General features: G+C 70.7%; 28 protein-coding genes. 18 read left to right on the top strand and 10 right to left on the bottom strand.

Annotation, left to right across the window (positions count from 1 at the left end):
* Positions 1 to 333 precede the first annotated feature (333 nt).
* Genes hrcA through OHB01_RS22115 form a run of 3 tightly spaced genes read left to right on the top strand, consistent with a single transcriptional unit; the run spans position 334 to position 3,231 of the window.
* Positions 334 to 1,347: a heat-inducible transcriptional repressor HrcA gene (gene hrcA / locus OHB01_RS22105; RefSeq protein ID WP_142649840.1), complete on the top strand. Its 1,014-nt coding sequence runs from the start codon at positions 334 to 336 to the stop codon at positions 1,345 to 1,347.
* On the top strand, positions 1,348 to 2,487 hold the full coding sequence (gene dnaJ / locus OHB01_RS22110) for a molecular chaperone DnaJ (protein ID WP_142649839.1): 1,140 nt from the start codon (positions 1,348 to 1,350) through the stop codon (positions 2,485 to 2,487). It begins immediately after the preceding gene.
* Positions 2,488 to 2,496: 9 nt separating this feature from the next.
* Positions 2,497 to 3,231, top strand: a complete 735-nt coding sequence (locus OHB01_RS22115; protein WP_142649838.1) for a 16S rRNA (uracil(1498)-N(3))-methyltransferase — start codon at positions 2,497 to 2,499, stop codon at positions 3,229 to 3,231.
* Between the two features lie 152 nt (positions 3,232 to 3,383).
* Here the strand turns inward: OHB01_RS22115 and OHB01_RS22120 are convergent, their stop codons facing one another.
* Entirely contained in the window at positions 3,384 to 4,067 is a 684-nt protein-coding gene (locus tag OHB01_RS22120; protein WP_187280652.1) for a hypothetical protein, read from the bottom strand.
* The gene (locus tag OHB01_RS22125; protein ID WP_111697223.1) at positions 4,064 to 4,543 is read right to left on the bottom strand and encodes a SigE family RNA polymerase sigma factor; all 480 of its coding nucleotides are present in this window, start codon (positions 4,541 to 4,543) and stop codon (positions 4,064 to 4,066) included. The genes OHB01_RS22120 and OHB01_RS22125 overlap by 4 nt, the downstream gene beginning before the upstream one ends.
* 244 nt (positions 4,544 to 4,787) lie before the next feature.
* On the opposite strand from OHB01_RS22125, the gene OHB01_RS22130 reads away from it, so the two are divergent.
* The 7 genes from OHB01_RS22130 to era all read left to right on the top strand — a co-directional run bounded on the left by OHB01_RS22130 (position 4,788) and on the right by era (position 10,269).
* On the top strand, positions 4,788 to 5,132 hold the full coding sequence (locus OHB01_RS22130; RefSeq protein ID WP_260617398.1) for a histidine triad nucleotide-binding protein: 345 nt from the start codon (positions 4,788 to 4,790) through the stop codon (positions 5,130 to 5,132).
* A 54-nt stretch (positions 5,133 to 5,186) separates the two neighbouring features.
* A complete protein-coding gene (locus tag OHB01_RS22135) occupies positions 5,187 to 6,209 on the top strand; it encodes a PhoH family protein (protein ID WP_142649836.1) in 1,023 nt (340 codons plus the stop codon).
* Between the two features lie 28 nt (positions 6,210 to 6,237).
* A complete protein-coding gene (ybeY, locus tag OHB01_RS22140; RefSeq protein WP_142649835.1) occupies positions 6,238 to 6,714 on the top strand; it encodes an rRNA maturation RNase YbeY in 477 nt (158 codons plus the stop codon).
* Positions 6,711 to 8,006, top strand: a complete 1,296-nt coding sequence (locus OHB01_RS22145) for a hemolysin family protein (protein WP_142649834.1) — start codon at positions 6,711 to 6,713, stop codon at positions 8,004 to 8,006. The genes ybeY and OHB01_RS22145 overlap by 4 nt, the downstream gene beginning before the upstream one ends.
* Positions 8,007 to 8,367: 361 nt before the next feature.
* On the top strand, positions 8,368 to 9,024 hold the full coding sequence (locus OHB01_RS22150; RefSeq protein ID WP_142649833.1) for a hypothetical protein: 657 nt from the start codon (positions 8,368 to 8,370) through the stop codon (positions 9,022 to 9,024).
* Positions 9,021 to 9,356, top strand: a complete 336-nt coding sequence (locus tag OHB01_RS22155; protein ID WP_142649832.1) for a cytidine deaminase — start codon at positions 9,021 to 9,023, stop codon at positions 9,354 to 9,356. The genes OHB01_RS22150 and OHB01_RS22155 overlap by 4 nt, the downstream gene beginning before the upstream one ends.
* Position 9,357: 1 nt before the next feature.
* The gene (gene era, locus OHB01_RS22160) at positions 9,358 to 10,269 is read left to right on the top strand and encodes a GTPase Era (protein ID WP_142649831.1); all 912 of its coding nucleotides are present in this window, start codon (positions 9,358 to 9,360) and stop codon (positions 10,267 to 10,269) included.
* 7 nt (positions 10,270 to 10,276) lie between these two features.
* Here era and OHB01_RS22165 read toward each other — a convergent pair whose 3' ends face one another.
* From OHB01_RS22165 to OHB01_RS22195, 7 genes are all read right to left on the bottom strand, one after another.
* Positions 10,277 to 10,759, bottom strand: coding sequence for a hypothetical protein (locus OHB01_RS22165; RefSeq protein WP_142649830.1), 483 nt, complete (start codon positions 10,757 to 10,759; stop codon positions 10,277 to 10,279).
* Between the two features lie 239 nt (positions 10,760 to 10,998).
* Positions 10,999 to 11,781 (bottom strand): urease accessory protein UreD, encoded by a 783-nt coding sequence (locus tag OHB01_RS22170; RefSeq protein ID WP_328709541.1) that lies wholly within the window; start codon positions 11,779 to 11,781, stop codon positions 10,999 to 11,001.
* Positions 11,782 to 11,786: 5 nt separating this feature from the next.
* Positions 11,787 to 12,485: an urease accessory protein UreG gene (gene ureG / locus OHB01_RS22175; RefSeq protein WP_142649828.1), complete on the bottom strand. Its 699-nt coding sequence runs from the start codon at positions 12,483 to 12,485 to the stop codon at positions 11,787 to 11,789.
* Between the two features lie 75 nt (positions 12,486 to 12,560).
* A complete protein-coding gene (locus OHB01_RS22180; protein WP_328853917.1) occupies positions 12,561 to 13,469 on the bottom strand; it encodes an urease accessory protein UreF in 909 nt (302 codons plus the stop codon).
* Position 13,470: 1 nt separating this feature from the next.
* A complete protein-coding gene (locus OHB01_RS22185; RefSeq protein WP_328853918.1) occupies positions 13,471 to 15,189 on the bottom strand; it encodes an urease subunit alpha in 1,719 nt (572 codons plus the stop codon).
* Entirely contained in the window at positions 15,182 to 15,526 is a 345-nt protein-coding gene (locus OHB01_RS22190; protein ID WP_142649825.1) for an urease subunit beta, read from the bottom strand. Before OHB01_RS22190 ends, OHB01_RS22185 begins: the two co-directional genes overlap by 8 nt.
* On the bottom strand, positions 15,523 to 15,825 hold the full coding sequence (locus OHB01_RS22195) for an urease subunit gamma (protein ID WP_030506285.1): 303 nt from the start codon (positions 15,823 to 15,825) through the stop codon (positions 15,523 to 15,525). The genes OHB01_RS22190 and OHB01_RS22195 overlap by 4 nt, the downstream gene beginning before the upstream one ends.
* Before the next feature lie 181 nt (positions 15,826 to 16,006).
* On the opposite strand from OHB01_RS22195, the gene urtA reads away from it, so the two are divergent.
* The 8 genes from urtA to OHB01_RS22235 all read left to right on the top strand — a co-directional run bounded on the left by urtA (position 16,007) and on the right by OHB01_RS22235 (position 23,611).
* Positions 16,007 to 17,233 (top strand): urea ABC transporter substrate-binding protein, encoded by a 1,227-nt coding sequence (urtA, locus tag OHB01_RS22200; RefSeq protein ID WP_142649824.1) that lies wholly within the window; start codon positions 16,007 to 16,009, stop codon positions 17,231 to 17,233.
* A 7-nt stretch (positions 17,234 to 17,240) separates the two neighbouring features.
* The gene (gene urtB / locus OHB01_RS22205) at positions 17,241 to 18,095 is read left to right on the top strand and encodes an urea ABC transporter permease subunit UrtB (RefSeq protein ID WP_142649823.1); all 855 of its coding nucleotides are present in this window, start codon (positions 17,241 to 17,243) and stop codon (positions 18,093 to 18,095) included.
* The gene (gene urtC, locus OHB01_RS22210) at positions 18,092 to 19,225 is read left to right on the top strand and encodes an urea ABC transporter permease subunit UrtC (protein WP_142649822.1); all 1,134 of its coding nucleotides are present in this window, start codon (positions 18,092 to 18,094) and stop codon (positions 19,223 to 19,225) included. Before urtB ends, urtC begins: the two co-directional genes overlap by 4 nt.
* Entirely contained in the window at positions 19,222 to 19,983 is a 762-nt protein-coding gene (urtD, locus tag OHB01_RS22215) for an urea ABC transporter ATP-binding protein UrtD (RefSeq protein ID WP_328853919.1), read from the top strand. The genes urtC and urtD overlap by 4 nt, the downstream gene beginning before the upstream one ends.
* Positions 19,970 to 20,662 (top strand): urea ABC transporter ATP-binding subunit UrtE, encoded by a 693-nt coding sequence (gene urtE, locus OHB01_RS22220; RefSeq protein ID WP_142649820.1) that lies wholly within the window; start codon positions 19,970 to 19,972, stop codon positions 20,660 to 20,662. The genes urtD and urtE overlap by 14 nt, the downstream gene beginning before the upstream one ends.
* A gap of 495 nt (positions 20,663 to 21,157) precedes the next feature.
* Positions 21,158 to 22,081: a HesA/MoeB/ThiF family protein gene (locus OHB01_RS22225; protein WP_147942309.1), complete on the top strand. Its 924-nt coding sequence runs from the start codon at positions 21,158 to 21,160 to the stop codon at positions 22,079 to 22,081.
* Between the two features lie 57 nt (positions 22,082 to 22,138).
* A complete protein-coding gene (locus OHB01_RS22230; RefSeq protein WP_260617397.1) occupies positions 22,139 to 22,261 on the top strand; it encodes a hypothetical protein in 123 nt (40 codons plus the stop codon).
* Positions 22,262 to 22,423: 162 nt separating this feature from the next.
* Positions 22,424 to 23,611: a PqqD family protein gene (locus OHB01_RS22235; RefSeq protein ID WP_328853920.1), complete on the top strand. Its 1,188-nt coding sequence runs from the start codon at positions 22,424 to 22,426 to the stop codon at positions 23,609 to 23,611.
* Between the two features lie 38 nt (positions 23,612 to 23,649).
* Here the strand turns inward: OHB01_RS22235 and OHB01_RS22240 are convergent, their stop codons facing one another.
* Entirely contained in the window at positions 23,650 to 24,696 is a 1,047-nt protein-coding gene (locus tag OHB01_RS22240) for an alpha/beta hydrolase (protein WP_328853921.1), read from the bottom strand.
* Between the last annotated feature and the right edge of the window lie 190 nt (positions 24,697 to 24,886).

Here is a 24,886-nt window from a genome sequence, read left to right on the forward strand (position 1 = left end):
CGAAGAGCACCCAGGGACCCACAGCAGCGCGGGGCCGGATCGGCCGGGGAGCGGCGTACGGCGGGGGAAACGGGTGCGGCAGCCACAGGGGCGCGCCGGGCCGTGCCGGGGGCATCATGGGCGGGGAACCCGCGTGGTCGCCTCGGCCGGCGCGGGTCTCTGGTGCTCGTGCATAGGGTGAAGAGTCGGCCATGCGGCTTGCGGTCGATTCGCAGCCCGCTTGTCCGTGCCCCCCTGCGCGTTATCGCACCAGGTGGGGTGGTAGCCGTACACTTGGCACTCGGGAACACAGAGTGCCAGAGTCGGTGTTTCCAGGCACAGGGAGGTGACACATTGCTCGACGACCGCAAGCTCGCCGTCCTGCGGGCCATCGTCGAGGACTACGTGTCCACCAACGAGCCGGTGGGGTCCAAGGCCCTGGCGGACAGGCACAACCTCGGCGTCTCTCCGGCGACGATCCGCAACGACATGGCGGCGCTGGAGGAGCAGGGCTACATCACCCAGCCGCACACCAGTGCCGGAAGGGTGCCGACGGACAAGGGATACCGGCTGTTCGTCGACCGGCTGTCCCAGATCAAGCCGCTGTCGGGTGCCGAGCGCAGGGCCATCGAGACCTTCCTCGCCGGGGCCGTGGACCTCGACGAGATCGTCATGCGTACGGTGCGGCTGCTCGCGCAGCTCACCCGTCAGGTCGCGGTGGTGCAGTATCCCTCGCTCACCAGGTCGTCGGTCCGCCATGTGGAGATCGTCCCGCTCGCGGAGCGCCGGGTCATGCTGGTGCTGATCACGAACACCGGGCGGGTCGAGCAGCGTGTGGTCGATCTGCCCGAGGCCATCGCCGACGACCGGATCGCGAATCTGCGCGCCGTGCTCAACGCGTGCCTGGACGGCTGCGGCCTGTCCCAGGTGCCGGAGACGGTGGCCGACATTCCCGACCGCCTGCCCCCCGAGGACAGGCCGGTGGCGGCCACGATCCTCTCCGTGCTGCTTGAGACGCTCGTGGAGCGGCACGAGGAGAAGATCGTCTTCGGTGGCACGGCCAACCTGGCCGCCGCCGACTTCAGCATCGGCCTGCGGGACGTGCTGGAGGCCCTGGAGGAGCAGGTCGTCCTCATCCGCCTGCTGGGGGAGACCGGCGGGCTTTCCGAACTGACCGTCCGCATCGGATCCGAGAACCCCTACAGCGGGCTCCGCGGCACGTCTATCGTGGCCGCCGGATACGGTTCGGGCGACAGAGAACTGGCCCGGCTCGGAGTGCTGGGCCCGACACGAATGGACTATCCGGTGACGATGGGTGCGGTGCGCGCGGTGGCGCGTTACGTCGGCCAGATCCTGGCGGGGTCATAAGTGTCCAACGACTACTACGCGACCCTTGGCGTACGGCGCGACGCCAGCCAGGAAGAGATCAAGAAGGCATACCGCCGTCTTGCCCGTGAGCTGCACCCGGACGTCAACCCCGATCCGGAGACCCAGGAGCGGTTCAAGGAGATCAACCAGGCGTACGAGGTGCTGTCCGACGCGGGCAAGCGCCGCATGTACGACATGGGCGCCGACCCGTTCGGCGGTGGCGGCGGAGCGGGGGCCGGAGCCGGCGGCTTCGGCGCGGGCTTCCCGTTCAGCGACATCATGGACGCCTTCTTCGGCTCGGCGGGCGCCGCGCGGGGGCCCCGCTCCCGTGCCCGCCGGGGCCGCAACGCCACCATCAGGGTCGAGCTCGACCTGGCGGAGGCGGCCTTCGGCACGACCCGCGAGATCGTGGTCGACACGGCCGTGGTCTGCGAGGTCTGCCAGGGCTCCGGGGCGGCGTCCGGCACGCACCCCGACACCTGCGACATGTGTCACGGGCGCGGCGAGGTGTCGCAGGTGACCCGTTCGTTCCTCGGCCAGGTCATGACCTCGCGTCCCTGCCCCCAGTGCGGCGGGTACGGCAGCGTCATCCGGCACCCCTGCATGGAGTGCTCGGGCGAGGGACGGGTGCGGACCCGGCGCACGATCAAGGTCAGGATCCCGGCCGGCGTCGAGGACGGCACGCACATCCAGCTCGCCGGCGAGGGCGAGGTCGGCCCCGGCGGCGGGCCTCCCGGCGACCTGTTCCTGGAGATCGTCGAGCGGCCGCACCAGATCTTCGAGCGGCGCGGCGACGACCTGCACTGCACGGTGGCCATCCCGATGACGGCCGCCGCGCTCGGCACCTCGCTCACGATCGAGACCCTCGACGGCGCGGAGGAGATCGACATCCGGCCCGGCACCCAGGCCGGCCAGGTCATCCCCCTGTACGGCAAGGGCGTCCAGCGGCTCAACGAGACCGGCAGAGGCGACCTGCTGATCCACGTGAACGTCGAGACGCCGAGCAAGCTCGACCCGCAGCAGGAGGAACTGCTGCGCGAGCTGGCGAAGCTGCGCGGCGAGGAGCGCCCGCCCGGCAAGTTCTCCCCGGGCCAGCAGGGCTTCTTCTCCCGCCTGCGGGACGCCTTCAACGGCCGCTGAGCTGATCGCATGACTGTTCCCGTGTTCCTGTCGGACGCGGCCGGCCAGACGGGGGACACGATCGTCCTCGACGGGCCCGAGGGGCGGCACGCCGCCGCCGTACGCCGCCTGCGGCCGGGGGAGCGGATCGACCTGACCGACGGCGCGGGGCGGGTGGCCGAGTGCACGGTCACGGCGGCGGGGAAGGACTCGCTGACCGCCGAGGTGCTGCGCCGCTATGAGGTCCCGCCGCCCCGGCCGAGACTGGTGGTCGTCCAGGGCCTGCCCAAGGGCGACCGGGGCGAGCTCGCGGTCGAGATGATGACCGAGGCCGGGGTCGACGTGATCGTCCCCTGGGCCGCCTCCCGGTGCGTCACCCAGTGGAAGGGCGACCGGGCCGCCAAGGCCCTCGCCCGCTGGCGCGGCACGGCCCGCGAGGCGGCCAAGCAGGCCCGGCGCTTCCATCTGCCCGAGGTGACAGAGCAGGCCACGACCGCGGCGGTCGGCGCGCTCGTCTCGTCGGCGGCGCTCGCGGTCGTCCTGCACGAGGAGGCCGCCGAGCCGCTGAGCCGCCTGCCCCTGCCGGAGGAGCCGGGCGACATCGTGATGATCGTCGGCCCGGAGGGCGGCGTCACCGACGAGGAGATCGCCACGTTGCGGGCCGCGGGAGCCACGCCGGCCCTGCTGGGGCCGACGGTGCTGCGCACCTCGACTGCGGGCGTGGCCGCGGCGGCCGTCCTGATGTCCCGCTGCGGCCGCTGGTGACGCACGGCCGCGGCGCATAGCCCGGCCTCGGCTCATAGTCCGGCCGCGGCGCATAGCCCCGCCACGGCTGACAAAGCCGTCCCGTCAACTCGGAGGCCGGGACCGGCCCGTCCACCGGGCCGCGGACCCCGGCCGACGACCAGGGGGCCGGGTCAGGGCGAGGGCGAGGGCGACGGGGCCGCCGCCGCTTCGGGCGTCGCCGCCTCCGCGGGAGGCGGCGTGCTCGGGGTGACCGGGGGCGCGGACGTCGTGCGCGGAGGCGACGACGGGCGGCGCGAGGCCGACGGCGTCGTCACGGGCGTCTCCTGCGTCACCGACGTGGGCGAGCACGTCGGCGGGAGGGCCGTGTCGGGCTCGATCACCCCGGCCTCGGGGGTGGGCGTGACGCAGGGATCGGACGGCGACGGCGACGGTCTGGTGGTCGCCTCCGTCTTGGGCGTGGGGGTCGGGCTGGGCCGTTCGCGCGACGGGCTCGGGGTGACGGGCACGATCACGACCGGCCGCGAGGGCTCCGCCGGGTTGGGCGGCCGGATCACCGACGAGGTGTCCCTGTTGTCCTCACGTTCGTCGCCGGCGTTGGAGATGCCCGTTGATTGCGCCACCTGGTCGCGCAGGCCGGGGACGATCATCACGACCGCGCCCGCCACGAGCACGGCCCCGGCGGCGGCCGCTCCGACCCGCCGCCACAGCAGGTGCCGCAGGCCGCGCAGACCACGCTGCTCGATCCGCCCGCGGATGATTTCGAGTCCATCGGGAGACGGCACGACCGAGTCCGCCTCCGCGCGCAGGGCACGGCGGAGCAGCTCGCCGTACTCGTCGTCGGGAGGGAAGGTCATGAGAACTGCTCCAGTGCCATCCGTAGTGCGGCCATGCCGCGGGCCGTGTGACTCTTCACGGCGCCCTTGCTGATCCCCATCGCGTGGGCGATCTCGGCTTCCGACAGGTCGCCGTAGTATCGCAGCACCAGTGCCTCGCGCTGCCGGGTGGGTAAGCCGCGCAGCGCCTCGATGACGGCCGAGCGCTCCAGTTCGCCGATCGCGCCGTTCTCAGCGCTGGGCGCGTCGGGCAGCCCCTTGGGCGCGTACTTCTCGACGACCGCTCGGTGCCGCAGCACGGAACGCGATCGGTTCACGACCGATTGCCGAAGGTAGGCCAGTGCCTTGTCGGTGTCCCTCAGCCTGCGCCAGGCGCCATGAAGGGCGACGAACGCGTCCTGAACGACCTCTTCGGCGCTGGCCACATCACGCACCAGCAGCACGGCGAGACGCACCAGTGACCGATAGTGAGCGCTGTAGAGCGCCGTCACGGCCATGTCGGCATCCCACCCGACGGGCACCGTTCCCAACGACCTGTCGGCCACGAGGGTCTCGGTGGTCACATCAATAGGACGCTCGTCATCCTCGGGGGGTTTACGTTCTTCCGAATCATGAGGGGGCATGGCCCAGTGGTGTCCTCGCCCGACACTAGGGGGGTTTTCTGGTGCAGTCTCGCACACTCACCCTAGCCCGGGGGATCATTGCAGTCATCAACTAGTGTCAACGGCTAGGCTTTCGCGCGTGAGCGACTGCCTCTTCTGCAAGATCGTGGCCAAGGAGGTCCCGGCGGACATCGTCCTGGAGACCGGGCGGGCGCTGGCCTTCCGCGACATCAACCCGCAGGCCCCCACCCACGTCCTCGTCGTGCCGAGGGCCCACCACGAGAACGCCGCCGCGCTGGCGGCGGCCGACGACGGCCTGGCAGACGACCTGCTCAAGGCCTGCCACGCGGTGGCCGTACAGGAGGGCGTGGCCGAGAGCGGCTACCGGATCGTGTTCAACACCGGAGAGGGCGCCGGGCAGACGGTCTTCCACGTCCACGCGCACGTCCTCGGCGGCCGGGGCCTCACCTGGCCCCCCGGCTGAGCGGCTAAAGTGGGGAGGGAGCTAGGGAGGCGATCAGGGCCGCAAAGGCCGCCCATGTCCGAGTCACAGCAAATGCACAAGACCCAGGCCAAGGTAGTCATCCCCGAGGGGCAGCCGATGGTCAGCCTCCTCGGGTCGGGCGACGAGCTGCTACGGGTCATCGAGGGCGCCTTCAGCGCCGATATCCACGTGCGGGGCAACGAAATCACGATCACCGGCAGTCCCGAGGAGAGCGGCATCGTCGTGCGCCTCTTCGAGGAGCTGGTGGAGCTGGTCGGCTCGGGTGCCGAGTTGTCCCCCGACGCGGTCGAGCGCAGCATCCACATGCTGCGGCAGGCCACCGACCGTCCGGCCGAGGTTCTGTCCCTGGACATCCTGTCCTCGCGGGGCCGCACCATCCGCCCGAAGACGGTCAACCAGAAGCGGTACGTCGACGCGATCGACAGGCACACGATCGTCTTCGGCATCGGCCCCGCCGGCACCGGCAAGACGTATCTGGCGATGGCGAAGGCCGTGAAGGCCCTCCAGAACAAGCGGGTCAACCGGATCATCCTCACCCGCCCCGCCGTCGAGGCGGGGGAGCGGCTGGGCTTCCTGCCCGGCACGCTCTACGAGAAGATCGACCCCTACCTGCGGCCGCTGTACGACGCGCTGCACGACATGCTCGACCCCGAGTCCATCCCGCGCCTGATGTCGGCGGGGACGATCGAGGTCGCGCCGCTCGCGTACATGCGCGGACGCACGCTGAACGACGCCTTCATCATCCTGGACGAGGCGCAGAACACCTCGCCCGAGCAGATGAAGATGTTCCTGACCAGGCTCGGGTTCAACTCGAAGATCGTGGTCACCGGTGACGTGACCCAGATCGACCTGCCCGGCGGCCAGGACAGCGGCCTGAAGGTCGTCCAGCAGATCCTCGACGGCATCGAGGACATCCATTTCAGCAGGCTGACCAGCGCCGACGTCGTACGGCACAAGCTGGTGAGCGACATCGTCGACGCCTACGGCCGGTACGACGCCGCGATGGCGTCGGAACCGCGCGCGATCAACAAGCGGCCGCGGAACAACCGGCGGTGAGCGGGACCATGACGGGTGAGGAGACCCCGTGAGCATCGAGGTGGCCAACGAGTCCGGCGTCGAGGTCGACGAGTCGGCGCTGGTCGAGCTGGCCGGGCACGTCCTCGGCCGGATGGGGATCAACCCGCTGGCCGAGCTGTCGATCCTGGTGATCGACGAGGCGGCGATGGCCGAGCTGCACGAGCAGTGGATGGGGGAGCCGGGGCCGACCGACGTGCTGGCCTTCCCCATGGACGAGCTGCGGCCCAACGTCGGCGGCCGGGACGAGGACGACGCGTCCCCCGACCCGGCGCTGCTCGGCGACGTGGTGCTGTGCCCCCAGGTGGCCGCCAAGCAGGCCGCCGAGGCCGGGCACAGCGCGCAGGACGAGCTCGAACTGCTGTGCACGCACGGCATCCTGCACCTGCTCGGCTACGACCACGCCGAGCCGGAGGAGCACGCCGAGATGTTCGGGCTGCAGGACGAGCTGCTCGGCGCCTGGCGGGAGGTGCGGCGTAAGCCGTGAACGACGGCTGGCTGCTCTCCGCCGTCGTCCTCATCGTGGCCGGCGGCCTGCTGGCGAGTGCGGAGACGGCGCTGACCCGCATCTCCAGGGTGCGCGCTGAAGAGTTCGTCAAGGAGGGCAGGCGCGGTGCGGTGCGGCTGCAGGCGATCGTCGCCGACCCGCCGCGCTACCTCAACCTGGTGCTTCTGCTCCGCCTGAGCTGTGAGCTCGTCGCGACGGTGATCACGACGCTGCTGTTCATCGACTGGCTCGGCGACCGCGGGCAGGCGTACGCCCTGGCGGCTGTGGTGATGATCCTGGTGAGCTACGTCATCGTCGGGGTCATGCCGCGCACGCTCGGCCGCCAGCACGCCGAGGTGGTGGCGCTGGCGAGCGCGCCCATCGTGTACGGCCTGACCCGGATCTTCGGGCCGCTGCCCGAGTTACTGATCCTGCTGGGCAACGCGCTCACCCCGGGCAAGGGCTTCCGCGAGGGGCCGTTCACCTCCGAGGCCGAGCTGCGCGACCTCGTCGACCTGGCCGAGCAGCGCAGGGTCATCGAGCCCGACGAGCGGGAGATGATCCACTCGGTCTTCGAGCTCGGCGACACGCTGGTGCGCGAGGTCATGGTGCCGCGCACCGACATGGTCTTCATCGAGCGCGGCAAGACGCTGCACCAGGCGCTCTCGCTGGCCCTGCGCAGCGGGTTCTCCCGCATCCCCGTGGTGGGGGAGAACGAGGACGACGTGGTGGGCATCGCCTACCTCAAGGACATCGTCCGCCGCATCCAGGACACCGGCGACGGCGGGACGCGGGTGGACGAGCTCATGCGCCCCGCGACGTACGTGCCGGAGAGCAAGCCGATCGACGAGCTGCTGCGCGAGATGCAGGCGCGGCAGATCCACCTCGCCATCGTCATCGACGAGTACGGCGGCACCGCGGGCCTCGTCACCATCGAGGACGTCATCGAGGAGATCGTCGGCGAGATCGCCGACGAGTACGACCAGGAGGCCCCGCGGGTCGAATGGCTGGACGACGGGGCGGTGCGGGTGACCGCGCGGCTCCCGGTCGACGAGCTCGGCGAGCTGTTCGACCGCGAGATCGAGGTCGACGACGTCGACACGGTCGGCGGCCTGCTGGCGCACGCCCTGGGCCGGGTGCCGATCGCGGGCTCGGAGGCGGTGGTCGGCGGCCTGCGCCTGACGGCCGAGAACCTGGCCGGACGCCGCAACCGGATCAGCACGGTCGTCGTGCGCCGCGAGGAGCCCGCGACGGGCGACGAGGTCGTGGCCGCCGGCGCCGACCACGAGTGACCTGCCACGAGTGACCCGCCACGAGTGACCCGCCACGAGTGAGCCGGCGCGACCTCGGGTGACCCGTCACCACCTGGGGCTGCAAGCGTCTTTCAACCGAGTTGCAAGCGTGCCCGGCCATCGTTGTCCCAGGCGCTCAGAAGGGGTTCGGGGCGTCTCGTTGGGGAGTCCGGCGCGCCGGGAGGGGTTCGCGGCGCACCGGAGCCTCCCATGGGGGATCCGTAATCGGTGCGGGGCTCCCACCCGGTCAAGGGTGGGAGCCCCGCATTGGTTCCCGCGTCGGATCAGTATTGATTACGCAATGTGATTACCCGCTCGCGGTCCGGGGAAGGAAAACCTCCGGCAAAGCGGGGAGGCGGGTATGCGCATCGTCCACGCGGCCGTCGCGGGCTGCCTGGTCCTGGCCACCGGTGCCTGCGGCGGCACGGACGGGGTCACGCACGCCCCCGTCCGGGTGCCTCACAAGGCGGAGGTCAGGCGCCCGCCGATGGTGCTCGGCCGGATGGACGGCCTTCCCGAGGGGTTCTTCAGCCACGCGCGGGCGCCCTGGCGTCCGCCGTTCCGTCCCCGCGCCCGCGCGTGCCGCCTGCTGTTCGACGCGGCCGCGGGCAGGCCCCCGCGCGAGGGGCTCAGCGGCGCGACCGCCGCCACCTACCAGGGCGCGCACGCGGGCGAGCTCGCCGGGGTCGGCGTCGCCGTCTACGACGGCGGCGAGGCGGCCGGTCACCTCGCCGCGCTCCGCGACGCCCTCTCCCGCTGCGCGACGGCCGACGACGGCACGCCGTACGACCGCCTGACCGGGCGGACGCCGCTGCCCGGCATCGGCGGGCCGGACGCCGCGGGCCGGGCGCTGACCGGAAAGGTCGGCGGCTACCCCTACCGCATGCACGTGGTCGTCGCCCGCTCCGGCCATACGCTGATCGCGCTCGTGCACGCCGGCCTGGCCGCTCCCGACCCCGTCCGTACGGCCGAACTGACACGGCTGCTCGTCCGCGAGGTCGGTACCCTTGACGCGTGACACAGACGCTGGACCCCGAGGACAACAAGATCATCACGCTGGCCAGGTCGGCGCGGGCGCGCGGCGGCACCCCCGAGGGCGCCGCGGTGCGCGACGAGACCGGCCGGACGTACGCCGCGACCACGGTGGCGCTGCCCTCGCTCCGGCTCTCGGCCCTCCAGGCGGCCGTCGCCATGGCCGTGTCCAGCGGGGCGAAGTCCCTGGAGGCGGCGGCGATCGTCACCGAGGCCGACGACCCGGCGGAGCAGGACGTGGCCGTCGTCGAGGACATGGGCAACGGCACGCTCTTCCTGGCCGCGCCCGACGGTTCCCTGAAGGGCCGGTACATCTGACGTGGACGCCGAATCGAGCGGTTTCCGTGCGGGCTTCGCCTGCTTCGTCGGCAGGCCCAACGTCGGCAAGTCCACGCTGATGAACGCCCTGGTCGGCACCAAGGTGGCGATCACCTCGTCCAAGCCGCAGACCACGCGGCGGGCCATCCGCGGCATCGTGCACCGCCCGGACGCCCAGCTCGTGATCGTGGACACCCCCGGGTTCCACCGTCCCCGCACGCTGCTGGGCGAGCGGCTGGACAGCCTGGTGCTGTCCACGCTGACCGAGGTCGACGTGATCGGGTTCTGCGTGCCGGCCAACGAGCCGATCGGCAAGGGCGACCGGTTCATCGTCGACAAGCTCGCCGCCGTCAAGAAGACCCCGGTGGTGGCGGTCGTCACCAAGTGCGACCTCGCCACTCGCGAGCAGATCGCCCACCAGCTTCTCGCGGTGTCCGCGCTGGCCGATTTCGCGGAGATCGTCCCGGTGTCCGCGCAGGGCGGCGAGCAGCTCGACGTCCTCGCCGACGTGCTCGTCAAACGGCTGCCGGAGTCGCCCCCGCTGTACGCCGGCGGGGAACTCACCGACGAGCCGGAGCAGACGCTGGTCGCCGAGCTGATCCGGGAGGCCGCACTGGAGGGCGTGCGCGACGAGCTGCCCCACTCGATCGCGGTGGTCGTGGAGGAGATGCACCCCCGGGAGGGTCGTGACGACCTCCTCGACGTGTACGCCCACATGTTCGTCGAGCGGCCCTCGCAGAAGGCGATCGTGATCGGCCCGGGCGGCGCGCGGCTCAAGGACGTGGGCACCCGCGCCCGGCAGCAGATCGAGGCGCTGCTCGGCACCCGCGTCTACCTCGATCTCCGGGTGAAGATCGCCAAGGAGTGGCAGCGCGATCCCAAGCAGCTGCGGCGTCTCGGCTTCTACGACTGACGGCCGTTCACCGGCGGCGCAGCAGCGCGACGGCGGCGAGCACGGCCAGCGCGACCGAGGCCAGCAGGCCGGCGAACCAGCCGTACTGGATCGTCGGGTGCACCCGCAGCAGCCCGGAGACCTGGAAGTCGAGCCGGCCCACGAGGTCGTGCGGGTCGGCGAGGAACATGGCCAGCGCGAAGGCGGCCACCGCGCCGGGCAGGATCGCCAGCCCGGTGAACAGCCAGTTTCGCGTCGCGCCGAGCACGCCGAGCAGCATCGCCGTGATCCCGGCGCCCAGCACGAACCAGCCCGGGCCCGCGTCGACGCCGCGCACGGCGTGCGTGAGCGACGCGTTGAGAATGCCGAACTCGGCGGTGAGGCCCGCCCACGGGAGCAGCGCGGTCACGGCCAGCGCGAACCCCGCGACGAACACACCGGCGGCCCGCAGGACGCCGGCCGTGCTGGTGCCTCGCCGCGGACCGCCGGGGTGCTGCGTGGGTTCCGACACGATCACCAGGCTACGGCCCGAGGCCGCCGGTTTCAGCCCCCCGGCCGCGCGGCGGACGCCCGAGTCGCCCTCGATGATGCGCCCGGGCCGGAACGTCCGTGGCCGTGGTCGGTGTGGCAGGCCGGGAACGTCCGTGGTCTGTGCACCGTCGTGGCCGGTGCGGCGGCCGGTGGCCCGGGTGACGTTCAGGCGGGCGGCGGCCCCGGTGGCGTTCAGGCGGGCGGCGGCCCCGGTGGCGTTCAGGCGGGCGGCGGCCCGGGTGGCGCGCAGGCGGCCGCGGCCTCCTCGCCGCGCCGCAGCCGCTCCCTGAGCTCGACCGCGTCCGCGCCGAGCGCGCACACCTGCACGCCCGGACCGCCCAGCGGCAGCGCCGCCCAGCCGTCTCCCAGCACGGCCCGCCGCTCGCGCTTGACATCCGGCACCGCGGGCGGAGCCCAGGCGGGCCCCGCGAGCAGGGTCGAGCCGACGCACCGGGCGTCCCCGTAGACGGCCGGGCTGCCGTCCAGCGCCTCCTCGCCGATCAGGAGGTCCTGGCGGAGCAGGGGCCGTCCGGCCACGGTCGCGTCGAACCGCGAGTGGCAGCGTCCCGGCCGTTCGCCGTGCCGCCCGAAGACGATCTCCTCCCGCCAGAAGACCGTGGCGTCCTCGGCGAGCGAGAGCCGTACGACGAGGCGGTGGGCGCATCCGGCGGCGAGGACGGTCGGCTCGGGGGAGAAGCGCAGGGTGGCACCCGCGCCGACCCGCGCCCGCACGACCATGACCGAAGGGGCGTCCGCGAGCCCCGGCAGCACCAGCGTGGCGCCCACCGAGCGAACCTCCAGCGAGGTGCCGGGCGCGACGTCCACGTCGAGGTCGAGGTGGTCGCCGCGCAGCGGTCCCGCGCCGGTCGAGACGAGGTGGACCCGCTGCGGGCCGGTCTGCCGCAGCGTCAGCGGAGGGTCGGACCGCAGCGTCTCCAGCCGGGTCCGGCCCCCGCTCGCGGCCTCCGTCCTGATCAGCGCGTGCGCGGTGAAGGCCGTCATGCCGGTCAGGACGCCGGGGCCTGCGCGGCGTGGTGGTGGGGCTCGCCGTGCTCGTGCTGCCAGGCGCCGACCATGTGCGTCACCCACTCCGCCACGGCGTGCGCGCCCTTGTCCTCCCTGATCGACGTGAACAGCACGGGCCTGCCGTCCCGTACGGCCGCCGCGTCGCGGGACATCACGGTCAGGTCGGCGCCGACCATCGGCGCGAGGTCGGTCTTGTTGACGACGAGCAGGTCGGCGGAGGTCACCCCCGGCCCGCCCTTGCGCGGCACCTTGTCGCCGCCCGACACGTCGAGCACGAAGATCTGCCGGTCGGCCAGGCCCCGGCTGAACGTGGCGGTGAGGTTGTCGCCGCCGCTCTCGACGATCACGAGGTCGAGCGGCCCGAACCGCTCCTCCAGCGTCTCGACGGCGTCCAGGTTGGCCGCGATGTCGTCCCGGATGGCGGTGTGCGGGCAGCAGCCGGTCTGTACGGCGAGGATCCGTTCGGGGTCGATGACGCCCGCGCGGCGGAGGAAGTCGGCGTCCTCGGTGGTGTAGATGTCGTTGGTCACGACCCCGAGCCGCAGCGACGGCCCGAGGCTGCGGCACAGCGCCGCCACCAGGGCGGTCTTGCCGCTGCCGACCGGCCCGCCGATGCCGAGGCGGAGCGCCCGCCCGTGTGGATCGGCCGCGTCGTGGAGATCGTCGTGCTGAGCGCCCATGGGGGTTGTGCTCCTTCTCGTGCGATGGCCGGTACGGATACGTGGAGATTCGTGGAGATTCGTCGGGAGGAGTGATCAGGAGACGAAGAGCTTCATCGGGTTGGTCAGGTGTCCCTCCGCCAGGAGGTCGAGCGCGGGCGCGCCGTGCCCCGGCAGCGTGTGCCAGCCCGCCGGCCCGGCCGCGTCGCCGAGCGGCGCGCAGGCGGCGCGGGCCGCGTCCTCGATCGCGGGGGCGAGATCGGCGAGCAGGCGGTGAACGGTGACCGGGTCGAGGCCGAGGAGCCGCACGGCCGCTGTGGCCGGGGCGGTGACCGAGGTGTAGGCGGCGGTCAGCGCGGCCTGGCGGGGCGTGCAGCCCGCCGAGGCTCCGGCCGCGCCGAGCGCGACAGGATGGTGCGGTCCCTCCGGCACGGCCCGCGCGAGCGTGCCCAGGACGGCCGAGGGCCACATCCGCCGGGCCGTGCGCAGCAGGAGCCGCCCCTGGGTGCGCGAGGCCTCCCGCTGGGCGGGTGCGGCGGTCCTGGCGTCGGCCTCCGCGTCCAGCCGCCGCCACAGCTCCATGCCGCTGACGGCCTCGCCCGCAGCCTCGTCCGTTGCGTCGTCCGTTGCGTCGTCCGTGACGCCCTTCGCGGGCGACGCCACCGGGTCACGGGCGGCGCCGCGTTCCCGGTCCGCGCCGTCGCTGCCGCGTTCCCGGCCGGTGTCGCGTTCGCGGTCTGTGCCACGTTCCCGGTCCGCGCCGCCGCTGCCTGCGGGGACGGTCTCGGCGGCGGTTTCCGAGACGGCCAGTTCGCAGGCGGCGGCGGCGAGGGCGGCGGTGACGAGGCCGGCGGTGGCGAGCCTGCCGCGCAGGAACCGCGCCAGGTCGCCGGTGCCGGTCACCACGCCCCGCCGTACGGCCTCCTCCACGCCGCCCGAGTGGGCGTGCCCGCCCGCCGGCAGCCGGGAGTCGGCCAGCAGCAGCAGCGCCGCTTCGCCGTTCATGTCAGAAGAGGAAGTAGCGCTGCGCCATCGGCAGCGACTCGGCCGGGGCGGGCTCGATCAGCTCGCCGTCCACGCGTACGGCGAAGGTGTCGGGATCCACCCGGATGTCGGGCAGGGCGTCGTTGAGCGGCATCGCGTCCTTGCGCCGGGCGCGTACGTCGGCCACGGGCGCCAGCCGCCTGCCCACGGCCAGGCGGTCGGCCAGGCCGTCCTCCAGCGCGAGCGGCGCGACGAAGTGCAGCGAGGTCGCGGCGGCGGTGACCGGGGCCGCGCCGAACATCGGCCGGGGGAGCACGGGCTGCGGCGTCGGGATCGACGCGTTCGCGTCGCCCATCTGGGCGTAGGCGATGACGCCGCCCTTCACCACGACGTCCGGCTTCACCCCGAAGAAGGCCGGGCTCCACAGCACGAGGTCGGCGAGCTTGCCGGGCTCCACCGAGCCGATCTCCGCGTCCAGGCCGTGGGCGATCGCCGGGTTGATCGTGTATTTGGCGACGTAGCGGCGGGCCCGGAGGTTGTCGGCCGGGCCGTCGCCCGGCAGCGCGCCGCGGCGGCGCTTCATCACGTGCGCCGTCTGCCAGGTGCGGATGATCGTCTCGCCGATCCGGCCCATGGCCTGGGAGTCGGAGCCGATCATCGAGATCGCGCCGATGTCGTGCAGGACGTCTTCGGCCGCCATCGTCGTGGGCCGGATGCGCGACTCGGCGAACGCCAGGTCCTCCGGGATGGCGGGATTGAGGTGGTGGCACACCATGAGCATGTCCAGGTGCTCGTGGTGGGTGTTGACCGTGTGCGGCCGGGTCGGGTTCGTGGACGACGGCAGCACGTTGACGTGGGAGGCCACCGTGATGATGTCCGGGGCGTGGCCGCCTCCGGCGCCCTCGGTGTGGTAGGCGTGGATCGCCCGCCCGCCGATGGCCCGCAGGGTCGACTCCACGAACCCCGCCTCGTTCAGCGTGTCGGTGTGGATGGCGACCTGCACCCCGGTCGCGTCGCACACCCGCAGGCAGGCGTCGATGGCGGCGGGGGTGGTGCCCCAGTCTTCGTGCAGCTTGAAGCCCGACGCCCCGGCCCTGAGCTGTTCGAGCAGCCCCTCCTCGCTGACCGTGTTGCCCTTGCCGAGCAGGGCGACGTTCACCGGGTAGGAGTCCAGCGACTCCAGCATCCGGCCGAGATACCAGGTGCCGGTCACGGTGGTGGCCTTCGTGCCCTCGGCGGGGCCGGTGCCGCCGCCGATGATCGTGGTCACCCCGGAGGCCAGCGCCTCGTCCATGAGCTGCGGGCAGATCAGGTGGACGTGCGAGTCGACCGCGCCCGCCGTGACGATCTTGCCGTTGGCCGCGAGGATCTCGGTGGACGGGCCGATGACGAGGTCCGGGTGGACGCCGTCCATGGTGTCGGGGTTGCCGGCCTTGCCGATGGCGGCGATCCGGCCGTCGCGTACGCCGATGTCGGCCTTCACCACACCCCAGTGGTCGAGGATCACCGCGCCGGTGATGACCAGGTCGGCCGCGCCCTCGGCTCTCGTGGTGCGCGCCTGCCCCATCGACTCGCGGATGACCTTGCCGCCGCCGAACACGGCCTCGTCGCCCGCCCCGGCGGGGCCCATCGACAGGTCGTCGGTCACCTCGACGTACAGGTCGGTGTCGGCCAGGCGCACGCGGTCGCCGGTGGTCGGGCCGTACAGCGCGGCGTAGCGCGCGCATTCGACGCTAGTCATCGGTCCTCCCGTCGAGAGGCCCGGCCCACTCGGGACGGAGGCCGGGTACGACACGGTTCCCCGCGAGCGGGACGAGCGTGACGTCGCGCTCCACCCCGGGCTCGAACCTGATCGCGGTGCCCGCCGGGATGTCGAGGCGGGTGCCCCAGGCCGCCTCGCGGTCGAACTCCAGGCCGGGGTTGGCGGCGGCGAAGTGATAGTGCGATCCGACCTGCACCGGCCGGTCGGCGGTGTTCACGACTCTCAGGGTGATCCGCTCCCTGCCCGGGTTCAGCGGCACGTCGCCGTCGCCGCAGAGGATCTCTCCCGGCACGCCCTCGAAGCGCGGTGTGCTCATGCGATCGGGTTGTGGACGGTGACGAGCTTGGTGCCGTCGGGGAAGGTGGCCTCGATCTGGACGGACTCCAGCATCTCGGGCACGCCCTCCATGACGTCCTCGCGCCGCAGGACCTTGCGGCCGGCGTCCATCAGGTCGGCGACGCTGCGGCCGTCGCGGGCGCCTTCCAGGAGGAATGACGCGATGAGGGCCGTCGCCTCCGGATGGTTGAGGCGAAGGCCGCGCTCCTTGCGCTCGCGGGCCACGCCCGCGGCGACGTGGATGAGGAGCCGTTCCTGTTCGTGTGGAGTGAGCCGCATGGCGGGACGATAGGTACCCGCCGTTTCCCCCGCGTTACCCGTGCATTTCGTATGCGTATCCGACAGGCGGTGAGCTCTCGCTAATGAGTTGTTAACTCCCGGGATTTCGGCGGGAAATACCACGCGCCCACCTTGGCGGCAGACGGATCAACTCGGGGGCCGCAGCGGCAAGGAGAGGCAATTGCGGAACTCATTATGGCGTGCCGGAGCGGCTTTCGCTCTCGCGACCGCGACACTCGCGGCATGTGGCGGACAATCCTCGACAAATAGTACATCGGCCTCATCTGGTGGTTCCGACACCATAAAGGTCGGCATCCTGCACTCCCTCAGCGGCACGATGGCCATCAGCGAGGTCACGGTCAGGGACGCCGAACTGCTCGCGATCGAGGAGATCAACGCGGCCGGCGGCGTGCTGGGCAAGAAGCTGGAGCCCGTCGTGGAGGACGGCGCTTCCGACTGGCCGACCTTCGCGGAGAAGGCCACCAAGCTCATCGCGCAGGACAAGGTCGCCACCGTATTCGGCGGCTGGACGTCGGCGAGCCGCAAGGCGATGCTCCCGGTCTTCGAGAAACGCAAGGCGCTGCTCTGGTATCCGGTCCAGTACGAGGGCCTGGAAAGCTCGCCGTACATCTTCTACACGGGCGCGACGACCAACCAGCAGATCGTTCCCGGGCTCGACTATCTGAAGCAGGAGGGCAAGAAGAAGCTGTTCCTGGTGGGCAGCGACTACGTCTTCCCGAGAACCGCGAACAAAATCATCAAGGCGTACGCCGCGGCGAACGGGATGGAGATCCTCGGCGAGGAGTACACCCCGCTCGGGCACACCGAATACAGCACGCTCGTCAACAAGATCACCGAGGCGAAGCCGGACGCGGTCTTCAACACCCTGAACGGCGACAGCAACGTCGCGTTCTTCAAGCAGCTCAAGAGCACCGGGATCACCGCCGAGCAGATGCCGGTCATGTCGGTGTCCGTGGCCGAGGAGGAGGTCAAGGGCATCGGCGTCGACAACGTCGCCGGGCAGCTCGTGGCCTGGAACTACTACCAGACGACCGACACCCCGGAGAACCAGAAGTTCGTCGCCGCGTTCAAGGCGAAGTACGGCGCGGACAAGGTGACCTCCGACCCGATGGAAGCCGGATACAACGCCGTCTACCTGTGGGCCGAGGCCGTGAAGAAGGCCGGCAGCACCGACGTGGAGGCCGTGAAGAAGGCCGCCGGAGGTGTGTCCCTCGACCGCCCCGAGGGCAAGGTCACCATCGACGGCGACAACCAGCACGTCTACAAGACCGCGCGCATCGGCGTCGTCCAGCCGGACGGTCAGATCAAGGAGGTGTGGAACTCCGGCGAGCCGATCAAGCCGGACCCCTACCTCAAGACGTACCCCTGGGCCGGCGGACTGGTCTGACGCCGACATGGAGGGAATGCTCAACCAGCTGCCGATCGGGCTGTCGATCGGAGCGGTCCTGCTGCTCATCGCTCTCGGGCTGACGTTCACGTTCGGACAGATGGGCGTGATCAACATGGCCCACGGTGAGTTCATCATGGCGGGGGCCTACACGGCCTACCTGCTGCAGGGCGTGGGCTTCCTGATCGCCCTCCCGGCCGCCTTCGTGGTGGCCGGGGTCATGGGCCTGATCCTGGAGCGCACGCTGATCCGGCGCTTCTACGGTCGCCCGCTCGACACGCTGCTGCTCACCTGGGGCGTCAGCCTCATGCTCCAGCAGCTCGCCCGTGACCTGTTCGGGGCGCCCAACGTGCAGGTCGCCTCGCCCGCCTGGCTGCGCGGCGGCATCGGGATCCTGCCGTACAACCGGCTGTTCATCATGGCGCTCGCCGCGGCCTCGGTGCTCGCGATCTGGGCGTACATGAACAGGACCGGGCAGGGACGGCGGATGCGGGCCGTGATGCAGAACAGGAAGCTCGCGGCCACGAGCGGCATCGACACCGGGCGGGTCGACCAGCGGACGTTCTTCATCGGTTCCGGCCTCGCCGGGATCGCCGGGGTCGCCCTCACGCTGATCGGGCCGGTCGGCCCGACGCTCGGCACCTACTACATCGTGGACGCGTTCCTCGTGGTCGTCGCGGGCGGTCTGGGGCAGCTTCGCGGCGCGGTGCTGGCCGCGGCCGGCCTCGGTCTGCTGAACTCCTATGCCGAGTTCTGGAGCGACGCCAGCCTCGCCAAGGTGGTGGTCTTCGTGGCGATCATCGGCTTCCTGCAGATCCGGCCGCAGGGGCTGTTCTTCGTCCGATCGAGGGCGCTCACATGACGGCCTCGGTCGAGGGCGCCGACACGAGGGCGCCGGTCGAGAGCGCCGACGCGGCCGTCCCGGACAAGGGCGCGGGCGCGGCGGCGCCGGACAAGCCCGTACGGCGGTGGCAGGGCCCGGCGGTCTTCACGGCGGTGGCGGTGCTCGCCCTGGTGGTGGCGCCGCTGCTGCTGGAGCCGTTCCGCCTCGGGCTGCTGGCCAAGTATCTGTGCTACGCGATCGTGGCGCTGGGCATCGGCCTCGCCTGGGGGCAGGGCGGCATGCTCACGCTCGGCCAGGGGGTGTTCTTCGGCCTCGGCGGCTACGCGATGGGCATGTATCTCAAGCTCAACGACGCGGGCGGGGACCTGCCCGACTTCATGGTCTGGAGCGGGGTGGAAGAGCTGCCCGCGCTGTGGAAGCCGTTCGGCAACCCGGTCTTCGCGCTGGCCATGGTCGTCGTGCTGCCGGTCGTGGTCGCGCTGCTGCTCGGCGCGCTGGTCTTCCGCCAGCGCGTACGCGGGGCGTACTTCGCGATCCTCACCCAGGCGCTGGCGGCGGCGCTGGTGATCCTGCTGGTCGGTCAGCAGGGGCTGACCGGCGGCACGAACGGCCTGACCAACTTCTTCGACTTCTTCGGCCGCGACGTGGCGGCCGACGAGACCCAGCGGGGCCTCTACCTGCTCGTCGCGGTCGTGCTCGGGGTGCTCTACCTGGGGGCCAGGCAGCTCGTCCGCAGCCGGTTCGGGCGGCTGCTGCTGGCCGTCAGGGACGGCGAGGACCGGGTGCGCTTCCTCGGGTACAACCCGGCCACCGTCAAGACGCTGACCTTCGCCGTCTCGGCGGGCATGGCCGGCATCGCCGGGGCGCTGTTCGTGCCCGTGGTCGGCATCATCTCGCCTGCCCTGCTCGGGGTCGTGCCCTCGCTCGAACTCGTCGTCGCGGTGGCCGTCGGCGGCCGGTTCGCGCTGGCCGGCGCGGTGCTGGGCGCGGTCGTCATGGGCTATGCCCGGACGTACTTCAGCGAGGAACTGCCGGACGCCTGGCTCTATCTCCAGGGCGCCCTGTTCGTGCTCGTCATGACGCTGGCGCCCAAGGGCATCGCGGGCCTTGCCGCCGGCCTCGTACGGAGAAGGGAGGCACGGGTGTGACCGACACGCTGCTGGAAATCCGGTCTCTGGAGGTCGCCTTCGGCGGCTTCCGGGCGATCGACGGCGTCGACCTCACCGTCGGCCGGGGCGAGCTGCGGTTCCTGATCGGCCCGAACGGCGCGGGGAAGACCACCCTCATCGACGTGATCACGGGCCTGACCCGGCCCACCGGGGGCTCGGTGCGGTTCGAGGGGCACGACCTCGTGGGCCGCAGGGAGCACGAGATCGTGCGGCTCGGCGTGGGCCGCACCTTCCAGACCTCGGTGGTCTTCGAGGAGCTCACCGTGCTGGAGAACCTCGACCTGGCCGCGTCGTTCCGGCGCCCGCTGTGGTCGCTGCTGCGCCGCAGGCGCGGGGTGTCGGAGGAGGTCACGGCGGCGCTGGAGACGACCGGCCTGGCCTCCCTGGCCGGCAGCAAGGCCGGGGTGCTGTCGCACGGGCAGCGGCAGTGGCTGGAGATCGGCATGCTGATCGTCCAGCGGCCCCGGCTGCTGCTGCTCGACGAGCCGGTCGCCGGCATGTCCTCCGGCGAGCGCGAGCGCACCGGCGAGCTGCTCACCGAGGTCGCCCGCGACCACACCGTGATCGTGGTCGAGCACGACATGGACTTCCTGCGTCGCTACGCCTCCCAGGTCACCGTGCTCCACGAGGGCAAGGTGCTGACGGAGGGCTCGGTCGACCAGGTGCGGGCCGACCCGCGCGTGCAGGAGATCTACCTGGGCCGGGCTCGGGAGGAGGCCGAGGATGCTGTCCGTTGAGGGACTGGAGTCGGGGTACGGCCGGGCGCGGGTGCTCTTCGGCGTCTCGCTCGAGGTGCCCGCCGGCCGCCTCGTCTGCGTGATGGGCCGCAACGGGGTCGGCAAGACGACCCTGCTCGACACCATCATGGGCGTGCTCCCGGCGACCGGTGGGAAGGTGACGTTCGAGGGCAGGGACGTCACCCGGCTGCGCCCCGACCAGCGCGTACGGCTCGGCATGGGCTACGTGCCGCAGGGACACGACACGTTTCCCCAGCTCAGCGTGATCGACAACCTGCTGGTCACGCTGGAGGCGTCGGCGCACCGGGACCGGGCGGCGGTGGAGGAGGCCCTGGAGGTCTTCCCCCGGCTGAAACCACTGCTCAAACGGCCGGCGGGCTTCCTGTCGGGTGGTCAGCAGCAGCAGCTCGCGATGGCGCGGGCCCTGGTCACCCGGCCGAAGCTGCTGATCCTGGACGAACCCACCGAGGGCATCCAGCCGTCGATCATCCTGGAGATCGAGGAGGCCGTCGAACGCCTGCACGCGAGCGGTCTGGCGATCCTGCTGGTGGAGCAGTATCTGGACCTCGCGCTGCGGCTGGCCGACGGGTTCGTGATCCTCGACGCCGGCCGCGTGGTCAGATCCGGCCCGGCAGAGGAGCTCCAAGATGAGGAGGTCCACCGGCTGTTGTCGGTCTGAGCCTCGCGCTTACCCTGGAGGGGAGGAAGCGATCGCACGTGTGAACGCCTTCGGCCGCGCCGGAGGCTCCGCGCCGCCACAGCGGTTCCGCAGCGGCAGGGGCCGTCCGGACCCGGCACTGCGCACGGACCGACCGCTTCCTCCGCCGTCTCCGGCCGGTTCGCGCGATGGCCGAGGTGTGTCGCCATACGAGGGCGTGTGTGACCAACCGTGAAACCAGCCGCCTCAAGCGGGTTCTGATGAGCAGGACAGGATGCTGTCCCGCGTTTTCGGACAGAGGTTGAGATTCTGTATTCACCGTCTGATGATCAGAAGGTTTTACGGGACGGGGAGTGTCGCGGATGACGCCTAGATTTCGCATGCCGCAAGTGAAGTCCGAGCATAGGCCGTACCGGCTTGACGGCGGGGCCATCCGTATCGGTGGCGACACCTACGGCATCGCTGCCGAGATAGACGATCCAGAGGGCTGGGTGTGGGCGGCATTGCAATTGATGGATGGCAGTCGAGACCCGGATGCTATCGCGACGCTGCTGTCGGATCGTTTCGGCTCTGACGGCCTCGGGTTATATCGAGGATGCCGCTGCCGCCATACCGGCAGAACTCAGTGAACGCGAACTCGAACGCTACAGTAGAAGCCGCGCGTTCTTCCGGCGTGTCGATCTCACCCCACGGGCCCACGATTGGGAGATTCAGCTCAGATTGAAGCGCTCCCGTGCAGTCGTACTTGGGCTGGGCGGCACTGGTTCGCACGTTGCGTGGGCACTGGCCGCGGCGGGAGTCGGGGAGATTCACTGCGTCGATCCGGACCGGGTCGAGTTGTCAAATCCGAACCGCCAGATCCTATACACGGAGGACGACCTCGGCCGGTTCAAGGCAGAGGTCGCTGCGAATCGGATCAGCCGGGTGAACTCCGACGTCACCGTCACGTGCTCACGAGCGAGGGTTACGAGCCAGGCCGATCTTTCCCGGCTTGTGGAGGGCTACGACGTCCTGGCGCTCTGTGCGGACGAGCCCCGAGGTTCGGAGAACATCAAGGTTTGGGCCAGCCGAGCCTGCGCCGCCGCGGGAGTCCCGTGGGCCGGTGGCGGTTACTCCGGTCCTGTCGTCACCTGCGGCGTCTTCGCGCCGCCTCGGGGCGCGTGTTACGAGTGCGTAAGCGCGCAGGCAATAGCCAAACGACGATCCGGAATAGACGTCGATCTCGGCGGTCCCGGCGTTATCGCCTTCTCGGCGGGAATCAGTGGCCAGATGGTCGCACAATCCGTTGTCTCTCTTATTACGGATGTGCCGGATCCGATGCCGGGGACAATACGAGCCATGAATCTCGCCGTGCTCGGACACCACGACCTCTTCAAACCTCCGCCGCGCGCCGGCTGTACCAATTGTCATCCCTTGACATCTCCTATGGATCGATCATGATGCTCGTGTCGGGGCTTCGAAACCTCGTGGCCCAAACATGATTGAGAGGAAGTTCTCGTGGCAGAGGAACGTGAAACGCATCCTGCACTGGACGAGGCCGAGGAGTTGCAGGCCATCTCGATTCGTAAACTCGACAAGATCGAGACGACAATGCTGGAGAGCAACAGTCACGGCCAATAGGCGGGGCCGTCGCGGCTGAGCCGGTATATTCCGGCTCAGCCGCACGTCATTGGGCACAACGATGAGCAGGGAGCGTTCGCACATGCCGGACCTGCGACAGGAATCGCGACCCTCCCGCATATGCAGGGATTCCGCTGCTGTTCTTTTCACCTCCGAGGGAACATGACCAGCAGGGTTGTGCTGCACGAGCTCGGCGTACGCCCGGACCGGGGGGAGTGGATCGTCGGGCGTGTTTCGACCGGCGATTTTGTGGCGCTGCCCGAGGTCGGCATGTGGGTTCTGCGCCTGCTGGGCGACGGTCTTCCCGTCGAGGACATCCAGACGCGGCTTCGGCAGGAGACTGGCGCCAAGCTGGACATCGACTCCTTCGTCCGGCACTTGGCGGACGCGGGGCTGGTGGCCGCCATCGACGGCAGGCCCGTCCCGGCGCCAGACCCGCCGCGTCCGACCTTTCCTTGGTTACGTCCAGGCAGTGTTCGCTGGACGCTGGATCCTGTCCTGCATATCTGTGTCGTGGCGCTGATCGCGGTCGGCGTGGTCCTTCTCATCAGGCAGCCCGCGTTGCTGCCGAACTGGCGCGCGATCCTGTGGAGCCCGAGCGGGGCGGCCGTGCTGTTCACACGGATTGCTGTCGGCTGGTTGATGCTTTTCGTCCACGAGATGGCGCATCTGGTTACCGCTCGCGCGGCAGGGGTTCCCGGACGGGTCGCCTTCGGCACGAGGCTGCAGTTTTTGGCGGTGCAGACAGATGTTTCGGGCATCTGGCTCGCACCGCGCCGAGTGCGGCTCACCGTTTATCTTTCCGGGATAGCGGTGGACATCGCCTTATGCGCGGCCTGCGTGATCCTCAGCGTCCTGACGGGTCCACATCCCGCGTACTCGATCGCATTGCTTACCGGCATGTCCATGCTGGCCACCCAGGCCTGCGTGTTCATGCGCACGGACCTGTACTTCGTGCTGCAGGATCTCACGGGCTGCCGCAACATGTACGGCGACGTCGTCGCCTACGTACGGTACGGGCTGGCGCGGCTGATGGGACGGAGGCGTCCCGGTCCGATCGTCCACGTGAGCCGCCGCGAGCGCCGCTGGTTGGCCGTGTACGGAGTGGTGCTGGTGGGCGGGACGATCGCCTGCCTCGCTGTCTTCGCGACCATCACTCTTCCGGTGACGGTGGCCCTGGTCGTCGGGGCGGTGCGGACCTTGATCTCACCCGGCGGGCCGTCGGGGACGGTGGACGCGGTGGTGGTTCTGACGCTGCTGGCGACGACGCAGTTCCTCTGGCTACGTGCCTGGTGGCGTCGTCACGGTCGTCGCCTTCGCCGCCGCGGAGCCGCAGTGGTGAGTGCCTGATCAATCTGTTCTCGTAGGCGACCCTCTCACGGCGCCGGTCATCGATCGCGCCTTGCCTCGGTCCGGGCTCGCTGGAGATGGTCGAGTATCACCTTGACGACCAGCTCGGGCCGGTCCCTGTGGATGTGATGCCCAGCATGCTCCGCGACAACGTGTTCGGCGTTCGAGGACAGACGGGTCAGGTCGGCCTGGAGCGGAGACCAGACAGAATAGAAGCGGCGTTGTTCCGCGATCGCCTCGACGTCGGCTCCCAGTGGTTCGTCGGGACAGGAAGAGATGACCGTGAGCGGGATCGGCCCCAGGCTCGGCGCTCTGCGCCGGACTTGCCAGGGATTGACGGTGATCGCGGCCGCAGCCTCACGGAGTTCAGCGCGCCGTTGCCGGTCGCTGAGGTCGAAGGCGATTCTGGTGGAGAGGAGCTTCGCCGGCAGGCGCCGGGCCTCGGCTTCGCAGCGGGCGCGGTCGCTCCATCCCGCGTCGAAGGCCAGGCGCCGAAGCCCCAGCGGTGTCAGGCGCGAGCGCAGCATCTCTCGGGTGATGGCGACTCTCGTCCCGTGCAGCAGGCGGATCTGCTCGGGATGGCTGGAATCCACGAGGACGACCGCTGCGACGGCGTCGGGCTTTTCGGCCGCAAACAACCGGACAATGTTGCCCCCGGCCGAATGCCCCACCAGAACATATGGCGGCACGATCCCCGCCCCGTCCAGTGCGCGTCGCAGGTCACGAGCGGCTCCCAGCGCCGTTCCCGACCACGGACACGGGTCGCTCCACCCGAGACCGGCGCGGTCGTATAGGACAACCGATGACTCCACCGCCAATTCGGGTAGCAGGGCGGCCCAGTTCAAGCCCGGCTCGCCCAGCCCCGGCACGATGACAACGCTCGGTGAGCCCGTGCCCGCGATCCACAGATGGATCCGACGTCCGCCCACGTCGACCGTCCGTCCGGGGGGAGGAAACCGGCGCCGATCACGCCGTGCTCCGTAAGTCTGGTACGCGGCGCTCATGGCGGCCCCGGCGATCGCGCCTGAGACGAGCCCGGTCAGTGCCTTGACGATGATCCCCCTGCTGCCGATCGAGCGGTTCATCACCCTCCAGTTGTGCCGGTTCTTCGATGGTTCCGAGGAGGGACGAGAGCGGCGGTCGCGCCGTGGATCACCTCGCCTCCGTCATTCGTACAGCGAGTCCGGCCGCCAAATCAATGACGATTGATCGGCCATGGTGGGCCCGCGCAGTGGCCGATGCGTTCTTCCGGCGCTGCGCCCGACGGCACGCTGG

The sequence above is a fragment of the Microbispora hainanensis genome (genome assembly GCF_036186745.1).
Lineage (GTDB): Bacteria > Actinomycetota > Actinomycetes > Streptosporangiales > Streptosporangiaceae > Microbispora.

Bases quoted from the DNA above. Each gene is read 5' to 3' on its own strand.
- OHB01_RS22135 (WP_142649836.1), top strand. From the start codon at position 5,187: ATGTCCGAGTCACAGCAAATGCACAAGACCCAGGCCAAGGTAGTCATC.
- urtC (WP_142649822.1), top strand. From the start codon at position 18,092: ATGACGGCCTCGGTCGAGGGCGCCGACACGAGGGCGCCGGTCGAGAGC.
- OHB01_RS22150 (WP_142649833.1), top strand. From the start codon at position 8,368: ATGCGCATCGTCCACGCGGCCGTCGCGGGCTGCCTGGTCCTGGCCACC.
- OHB01_RS22185 (WP_328853918.1), bottom strand. From the start codon at position 15,189: ATGACTAGCGTCGAATGCGCGCGCTACGCCGCGCTGTACGGCCCGACC.
- OHB01_RS22120 (WP_187280652.1), bottom strand. From the start codon at position 4,067: ATGACCTTCCCTCCCGACGACGAGTACGGCGAGCTGCTCCGCCGTGCC.
- OHB01_RS22180 (WP_328853917.1), bottom strand. From the start codon at position 13,469: ATGAACGGCGAAGCGGCGCTGCTGCTGCTGGCCGACTCCCGGCTGCCG.
- OHB01_RS22195 (WP_030506285.1), bottom strand. From the start codon at position 15,825: ATGCGGCTCACTCCACACGAACAGGAACGGCTCCTCATCCACGTCGCC.
- OHB01_RS22170 (WP_328709541.1), bottom strand. From the start codon at position 11,781: ATGACGGCCTTCACCGCGCACGCGCTGATCAGGACGGAGGCCGCGAGC.
- urtE (WP_142649820.1), top strand. From the start codon at position 19,970: ATGCTGTCCGTTGAGGGACTGGAGTCGGGGTACGGCCGGGCGCGGGTG.
- OHB01_RS22235 (WP_328853920.1), top strand. From the start codon at position 22,424: ATGACCAGCAGGGTTGTGCTGCACGAGCTCGGCGTACGCCCGGACCGG.
- ureG (WP_142649828.1), bottom strand. From the start codon at position 12,485: ATGGGCGCTCAGCACGACGATCTCCACGACGCGGCCGATCCACACGGG.
- OHB01_RS22190 (WP_142649825.1), bottom strand. From the start codon at position 15,526: ATGAGCACACCGCGCTTCGAGGGCGTGCCGGGAGAGATCCTCTGCGGC.
- OHB01_RS22115 (WP_142649838.1), top strand. From the start codon at position 2,497: ATGACTGTTCCCGTGTTCCTGTCGGACGCGGCCGGCCAGACGGGGGAC.
- urtB (WP_142649823.1), top strand. From the start codon at position 17,241: ATGGAGGGAATGCTCAACCAGCTGCCGATCGGGCTGTCGATCGGAGCG.
- OHB01_RS22125 (WP_111697223.1), bottom strand. From the start codon at position 4,543: ATGGCCGTGACGGCGCTCTACAGCGCTCACTATCGGTCACTGGTGCGT.
- OHB01_RS22225 (WP_147942309.1), top strand. From the start codon at position 21,158: ATGGCAGTCGAGACCCGGATGCTATCGCGACGCTGCTGTCGGATCGTT.
- OHB01_RS22240 (WP_328853921.1), bottom strand. From the start codon at position 24,696: ATGAACCGCTCGATCGGCAGCAGGGGGATCATCGTCAAGGCACTGACC.